A 1738-nucleotide genomic window follows, 5' to 3' on the forward strand; every position below is an offset into this window, starting at 1 on the left:
CCGCTTCCGGTGCGGCCAGTTCCGCCCCGGCAAACTATACCATCGCCTACCAGCCCGGCACCCTGACCATCGATCCGGCCGCACTGACGGTAACGGCACTGAACCAGTCCAGCACCTACGGGCAGACGCCCAGCCTCGATGGTTCGGCCTACAGCGTTAGCGGTCTGGTCAATGGCGATACCATCTCTGGTGTCACGCTCGCGACGGTCGCCACGAATAAAAGCGGTGCCGGAACCTATGCCATCACCGCTTCCGGTGCAGCCAGTTCCGCCCCGGCAAACTATACCATCGCCTACCAGCCCGGCACCCTGACCATCGATCCGGCCGCACTGACGGTGACCGCGCTGAACCAGACCAGCACCTATGGACAGGCGCCAACCCTGGGTACCTCGGCTTACAGCACCAGCGGCTTGGTGAATGGCGATACGGTTTCCGGAGTGACGCTGGCAACAGCGGCGACCGGTAGGAGTGCTGTCGGCAACTATGACATCACGGCCTCGGCGGCACAGGGCAGCGGCCTGGCGAACTACACCGTGACCTACCAGCCGGGAACGCTGACCATCGATCCGGCAGCATTGACGGTGACCGCGCTGAACCAAGCCAGCACCTATGGACAGGCGCCCAGCCTTGATGGTTCGGCCTATAGCGTTAGCGGTCTGGTCAATGGCGATACCATCTCTGGTGTCACGCTCGCGACGCTCGCCACGAACAAAAGCGGCGCCGGAACCTATGCCATCACCGCTTCCGGTGCAGCCGGTTCCGCCCCGGCAAACTATACCATCGCCTACCAGCCCGGCACCCTGACCATCGATCCGGCCGCACTGACGGTAACGGCGCTAAACCAGACCGGCACCTATGGGCAGACACCCAACCTTGGCACCTCGGCTTACAGCACCACCGGTCTGGTCAACGGCGACAGTATCTCCGGGGTAACACTGGCAACAGCGGCGACTACCCAGAGCGAGGCTGGCACCTATGCCATCGCAATCTCTGGTGCGCAGGGCAGCGGGCTGGGCAATTATACCGTTTCCTATCAGGCGGGCGTCTATACCATTCAGCCCGCGCCGCATCAGGTCGATCCGACGGCTGGTGTGTCCCCCATTTTCTGGCCTGTCATGGCGATGGGGAGCAGCGTCGGTGTAGCTCAGGCCCAGTCGGTCCAAGCGCCTACCACGCCCATGATTGTCCCGGTTGCCGATGCCACAGCAGATGCCGCCAATGGCAACCGCACACACGACACGCTCCTGCTGACGCGACCGCGTGTTTCCGTTTCCGCCGACCCGACGCTGGGGAATGGCGGCGCGCAGGGCTACCGGATCGTGCTGCCATCTTCCTCGGTCTCCAACCAGCTTGAGAAAACACTCTGATGCGTTCACCCCTGCTGTCGGGCTGCGCGCTCGCTGTTTTCTCGCTCGTCCTCGCACCAAAGCTTGCGCATGCGCAGGCCTATGACCGGCTGGCGCCCCGGCAGCTTCCGTCGGCGCCGGCACCCGATGCGCTGAAGGCGCCGGGCCGGGAGGCGCCGCCGCTGCCGCAATCGGCCGCCGTGGTGGTGCCGGCGCTCAAGGGGCTGGTGTTCGTGCCCGGTGTCCAGGCGGTGCGGGCCACGGGCCTGCCGGCCGGGACGGCGGGCGTGCGGCATACCGGCCTGCCGTTGCTGGACGATGCGGCCTTCGGGCGTGAGATGGCGGCGCGGCTGGGCCGGCCGTTGAGCTTCGCCGACCTGAATGCCATCGCC

The 1738-nt window shown here is 65.7% G+C and carries 2 protein-coding genes; both read left to right on the forward strand.

Annotated elements, in window-relative coordinates:
- Positions 1 to 1367: MBG-2 domain-containing protein (locus C7453_RS19035; protein WP_170143288.1), on the forward strand; the 1367-nt coding region annotated here is incomplete at its 5' end.
- A partial coding sequence (locus C7453_RS18490) for a hypothetical protein (protein WP_342767969.1) occupies positions 1367 to 1738 on the forward strand: 372 nt, incomplete at its 3' end. The genes C7453_RS19035 and C7453_RS18490, both read left to right, overlap by 1 nt.

Source organism: Gluconacetobacter liquefaciens (genome assembly GCF_003350405.1).
Lineage (GTDB): Bacteria > Pseudomonadota > Alphaproteobacteria > Acetobacterales > Acetobacteraceae > Gluconacetobacter > Gluconacetobacter liquefaciens.